At 69.4% G+C, this 5,404-nt stretch carries 6 protein-coding genes; 4 read left to right on the forward strand and 2 right to left on the reverse strand.

Going from position 1 to position 5,404, the window contains the following annotated elements; all coding sequences use genetic code 11:
• Positions 1-877, reverse strand: an 877-nt coding sequence (locus HUU96_RS10530; protein WP_174292760.1) for an NAD(P)/FAD-dependent oxidoreductase, incomplete at its 3' end; no start/stop codon positions are given.
• 354 nt (positions 878-1,231) lie between these two features.
• On the reverse strand, positions 1,232-2,053 hold the full coding sequence (locus HUU96_RS10535) for a helix-turn-helix transcriptional regulator (protein ID WP_174292761.1): 822 nt from the start codon (positions 2,051-2,053) through the stop codon (positions 1,232-1,234).
• Positions 2,054-2,150: 97 nt separating this feature from the next.
• Between HUU96_RS10535 and HUU96_RS10540 the strand changes: the two genes are divergently transcribed.
• The 4 genes from HUU96_RS10540 to HUU96_RS10555 form a co-directional block, all read left to right on the forward strand.
• Positions 2,151-3,044, forward strand: coding sequence for an SDR family oxidoreductase (locus tag HUU96_RS10540; RefSeq protein ID WP_174292762.1), 894 nt, complete (start codon positions 2,151-2,153; stop codon positions 3,042-3,044).
• The gene (locus HUU96_RS10545) at positions 3,037-3,792 is read left to right on the forward strand and encodes a siderophore-interacting protein (protein WP_174292763.1); all 756 of its coding nucleotides are present in this window, start codon (positions 3,037-3,039) and stop codon (positions 3,790-3,792) included. The genes HUU96_RS10540 and HUU96_RS10545 overlap by 8 nt, the downstream gene beginning before the upstream one ends.
• A gap of 61 nt (positions 3,793-3,853) precedes the next feature.
• A complete protein-coding gene (locus HUU96_RS10550) occupies positions 3,854-4,789 on the forward strand; it encodes a cation diffusion facilitator family transporter (protein ID WP_174292764.1) in 936 nt (311 codons plus the stop codon).
• A partial coding sequence (locus HUU96_RS10555) for an AraC family ligand binding domain-containing protein (RefSeq protein ID WP_174292765.1) occupies positions 4,786-5,404 on the forward strand: 619 nt, incomplete at its 3' end. The genes HUU96_RS10550 and HUU96_RS10555, both read left to right, overlap by 4 nt.

Consider the following 5,404-nt stretch of genomic DNA (forward strand, 5'->3'; position numbering starts at 1 on the left):
CGACCCGCGGGCCGAGCAGCCAGTCGCCGCACACGCCAAGCCGCAGCGCCGGGTTCCACAACGCGCCCCGCCCGAGCGCCCCCGACTTGGCATAGCGCCAGCGATGCGAGTCGGTGCCCAGGATGGCCGGCAAGGCACCACCGGCTTCGGCGGCGAGCGCGTCGAGCAGGGCATGTTCCACGTCGTCGGCCTGATCCTCAAGGTGCTGGCGCGACCAGTCGGCATCGGCCTGAAGCACCCAGGCTTCGGGCCCGGTACGTCCCGGCTTCGCCGAGTTGCGGATCGCCGATGCGAGCGGGCCGACCTCGGTCAGCCGATCCGCCGCGATCGGCACGGGTGCCGCAAACGCCGCCATCACCGTCCAGCACGGATCGGACATGGTCGCAGCCGCCAAGCCGGCCACCTCCGGGTCGTGGTCCGCTACCAGGGTGGCGACCTGCTCGGCGGGAACCGCGACGACCACGGCATCGAACGGCACGTCGTCGCCCTCGCCCTGCAGGTGCCAGCGGCCGTCAAAGGTCAGCGCGTCGATGCGGCTGCGCCAGCAGACATCGGCATCCGCCGCCATTGCCTGCACCGGCGCGTTCATCCCCGGCAAGCCGACCCAGGCGTCGTTGCCGGCGACGGCCCAGCGAGCGACCTGCCCCGCCGCTTCCCAGGCCGCCACCTGGCCGACGAACGCCGGATCGCGCGCGGTGAGATATTGCGCGCCGTGATCGAAGCGCACCTCTCCTTCCGCAGTCGGCATCCGCCGCGTCGACATGCGCCCGCCCGCGCCGCGCCCCTTGTCGAACAGGGTCACCGCATGACCTTGCCGGGCAAGAACGCCCGCACACGCCAGCCCCGCCATGCCGGCACCGATGATCGCTACCCGCAACGTCGTCCTCCGATGCTTGGCATGTAGCGCGGAAAAGACAGTCGCTGCGACCGGACGCCGTAGCAGGCTGACGCCGTGTCATGCACACGCAGCTGACCGGAGGTCATCATGTGAAGAGAATCTTGGGCGAGCCGCGGTGATTGCCGTCGCGCTACATCGCAAAATGGCCCTGTGTCCATCTTGCCTCTCTGGCATTTCCATGGCCCTGCCGCACTGGAGCGTATGGCGGTCAGCGTGCCGACTTGAACGCTCCGTTACGGCCACGCGCTCAATAAATGCCGATCTGCGGCTTCCGTCCGGACGTGCTCGGCGTCGCTGACCTCCAGCGGCATCACTATCGACAGCAATGCAGCATCAGGCCGGTAATGCAGCGCGGATACGATCGGCACCGGTGGGATCGACCGGATTGTAGACGATCATGCCGAGGTCCGGCCGCCCGTCGACGGCGAAGCTGGAATATTCCAGTTCGATCGCGCCCAGTGTCGGATGATGGAGCCGCTTCGTGCCGTCGCCATGGACGCGGACGTCGTTGTCGCGCCACATGGCGGCGAAGGCCGGATTGACCGCGCAAAGCTCGGCGGCCAGCTCGGCGACCTCCGACACGGCACCGGCGCGGGCGGCATCGGCCCGGAACGCGCCGACGACGAAGCGGGCCACGCCCTCCCAGTCCTCCTGCGCATCGCGGACGCGCGGGTTGGCGAACATCAGTCGCAGGATGTTCCGCTCCTTGCGCGGCAGCTTGCCATAGTCGGTCAGGACCAGCGCTGCCGCCCGGTTCCAGGCGACGACATCCCAGGTCGCGGTCTTGATGATCGCCGGGCTGGTCTCCAACGCATCGATCAGCCGCTGCAGGCGCGGCGTCACGCCTTCGGCCGGCTTGTAGCGGACCTCGGGCGGCCGGCCGAGGCCGAGCATGAACAGGTGCTCGCGCTCGGCCTCGGTCAGCATCAGCCCATTGGCGATGCGGTTGAGCACGTCCGCCGAGGGCGCGCCGCCACGACCCTGTTCGAGCCAGGTATACCAGGTCGGGCTGATGTTCGCGCGGCTCGCCACCTCCTCGCGGCGCAGGCCGGGGGTACGACGGCGCGTGGCGGGCAGCCCGAACGCGGCCGGGTCGAGCCGGGTCCGCCGATCCTTGAGATACGCGCCAAGCGGCTTGTCAGAGGTGATGGCCATGGTGATCCTGTTAGGCATTACACTAGGATACAGTCACTACTGTTACTGGATGATGGGGACTACGACATCGCGGGTCAACCACACAGGAGCATCCATCATGCGTGTCTTTCTTACCGGTTCGACCGGCTTCATCGGGTCCCATATCGTCCCCGAGTTGATTGGTGCCGGCCATCAAGTGCTTGGCCTGACCCGCTCGGACCGCGGTGCCAAGGCGCTCGCCGACGCCGGCGCGGTGGCGCATCGCGGCGACATCGAGGATCTCGACAGCCTGCGCGCCGGTGCCGCCGCCAGCGACGCGGTGATCCACACCGCCTTCGATCACAATTTCGCAAACTTCGTCGAGAATTGCCAGAAGGACAGCCGTGCCATCACGGCGCTCGGGTCGGCGGTGGAGGGATCGGATCGGCCGATCGTCATCACGTCGAGCACTGCCATGGGCTCGACCAAGCCTGGCGCGCCCGCGGTGGAGGACTGCTTCGACCCGAACCATCCCAACCCGCGCGTCGCCTCCGAACTGGCGGGACGCGCACTGTCGGAGCGCGGCGTCAACGTCTCGGTCGTGCGGCTGTCGCAGATCCACGACACCCGCAAGCAGGGCCTCGTCACCGACGTGATCGAGCTGGCCCGCAAGCAGGGCGTGTCGGCCTATGTCGGCGAGGGGCAGAACCGCTGGTCGGCAACCCACGTGTCGGACGCGGCGCGGCTGTTCCGGCTCGCGCTGGAGCGGCAAGAGGCCGGCGCGCGCTACCATGCCACCGCCGAGGAGGGGGTCGCGTTCCGCGACATCGCGCGGGCCGTCGGCGAGATGCTGGACGTGCCGGTCAAGTCGCTGAGCGAGGATGAGGCCAAGGCGCACTTCACCTGGCTGGCGGCGTTCACGGCCAAGGACATGTCGGCGTCGAGCGCGCTTACCCAAGCTCGGCTCGGCTGGCAGCCGAGCGGCCCCGGGCTGCTCGCCGACATCGCCGCGATGGCCCACGCCGATGCTTGACACCCTGGCACGCCACCGGATCGAGCGGGTGCGGCACGACACCCGCCGCCGCACCCTCACGGTCGACACGGTCACGCGGCTGACGCCGCACATGCTGCGGATCGGCTTCACCGGCGACCTGGCCGACTTCGTCAGCCTGTCGGCGGACGACCACGTCAAGCTGTTCTTCCCGGTAGCAGGCGAGGCAGATGCCATGCGCGACTATACGCCGCGCCGCTTCGACACCGAGCGGGGCACGATGACCATCGACTTCGCGCTTCACGACGCCGGGGTAGCGACGGCGTGGGCGATGGTCGCTACGCCCGGCGACACGCTGGCGATCGGCGGCCCGCGCGGGTCGGCGATCATCCCCGCCGACTTCGACTGGTACTGGCTGATCGGCGACGAGACCGCGCTGCCGGCGATAGGCCGCTGGCTGGAGGAGGCTTCTGTCCTCGTGCCGGTCACCACCTTCGTTGTCGTTGAGAGCTTCGCCGACATCCAAGCGGTCCGTAGCGACGCCGCCTGGACGCCGGTCTGGGTGCCTCGCGACGGCGTGAGCGACGATGCGGCGTTGCTGCAGGCGGCGATGGCGAAGCACGACATGCCGCCGGGTGACGGCTTCGTATGGATCGCGGCGGAGGCGAGCGTCGCGCGAGCCGTGCGCGGCTACGTCCTCGACGAGCGCCGCCACCCGCGCGAATGGATCAAGGCCGGCGGCTATTGGGTCCGCGGCAAGGCCGACGCCCACGACCGCATGGACGACTGAGCGCTCGACAGACCGCCGGCTGCACAGCAACGTCGCCGCTGCACGTCCAACGGGGAAGGTCATGGCGTCCGAGTCCAAGCAGGTCGTCCTGGCCGCGCTCACCGGCAACGTGCTGGTCGCCGCGTCCAAGTTCGTCGCCGCCGCGATCTCGGGATCGAGCGCGATGCTGACCGAGGCGGTGCACTCGTCGGCCGATACGCTCAACCAGCTGTTGCTGCTCTTCGGCGAGCGCCGCGGGCGCACGCCGCCCGATGCCAAGCACCCGTTCGGCTATGACGGCGAGCGTTACTTTTGGGCGTTCGTCATCGCGGCCCTTGTGCTGCTCGCAGGCGGGGCCGCCTCGATCTGGCAGGGCATACGCCAGCTGCAGCAGCTCCGCCCGATTGAGGCGCCGGTGCTCAGCCTGGTCGTGCTGGGGCTGGCCTTCGTGTTCGAGGGCAGCACGCTCGGCTTCAGCTATCGCGCCTTCCGGCGGATCGTGCGACGTCATCCCGGCCGGGGCCGGCCGGTCTCGTTGTGGCAGTTCATCAAGGCGACGCGCGACCCGAACCTGTACGAGAGCCTGCTCGAAGACTCCGCCGCGCTGATCGGTATCGCCATCGCCACGGTCGGCGTGGTCGGCAACGCGTATCTCAAGGTGCTGTGGATGGACGGGGCCGCCTCGATCGCGATCGGGCTGCTGCTGATCGCCGACTCCTACGTCATTGCCTACGCGACCCGCAGCCTGATCGCCGGCGAGTCGGCGGTGCCGGCGCTGCTGTTCGAGGTAGCCCAAGCCTTAAAGGCCGGCGGGTTCGAAGGAAGCTATACCGACCTCAAGACGCTGCACATCGGCCCGGACACGATCCTGACGACGCTGTCGGTGCCGGCAGGCGACCGCGCAGACCCCGCCCTCGCCGATCATCTCGACGCCATGCGCCGCTGCATCCAAGGCGTGGACGACCGTTTCACCCACGTCTTCTTCGATGTGCGATCGGCCCAGGCGTCGGACCGATGACCACCGCACCGGATGACACGCGCCGCCTGATCGGGGCGGAGACGTCCCAGGCCGTGTCGGCGCATGGGGTGGAGCTCGTCACCGACGGCTATGAGGAGGCCCCGCATCGTCACGCGCGGGCGCAGCTGATCCTGGGGATCAGCGGCATGATCACCTGCACCGTCGCGGACGGGTTGTGGATGGTGCCGCCCGGTTGCGCGGTGTGGATTCCCGGCGGCACCGAGCACAGCGTCCGCGCGGCCGGCAAGCTCGAGCTTTACATCCTCAAGGTCGACGAGGCGATCGCGCCGGACCTGCCGACGCAGGCCTGCACCATCACCGTGTCGCCGCTGCTGCGCGAGCTGGTCATCGAGGTCGCGCGGACCTCGCCCGCCTATGACGAGGCCGGCCCGGCCGGGCGGCTGATCGGGACGATGCTGGACCGGCTGGCGACCGCGCCGATCGAGCGGCTGCACCTGCCGCTGCCGTCCGATCCGCGGCTGCGGCGCATCGCCGACGCCATCACCGCCGACCCGTCCGACCGCTCGACCATCGGCGAGTGGGCGCGGCGCGTCGGCCTCAGCGAGCGGACGCTGTTCCGGCTCGTACCCGAACAGACCGGCATGACGTTCGGGC

The sequence above is a fragment of the Sphingomonas bacterium genome (assembly GCF_903644135.1).
GTDB lineage: Bacteria > Pseudomonadota > Alphaproteobacteria > Sphingomonadales > Sphingomonadaceae > Sphingomonas.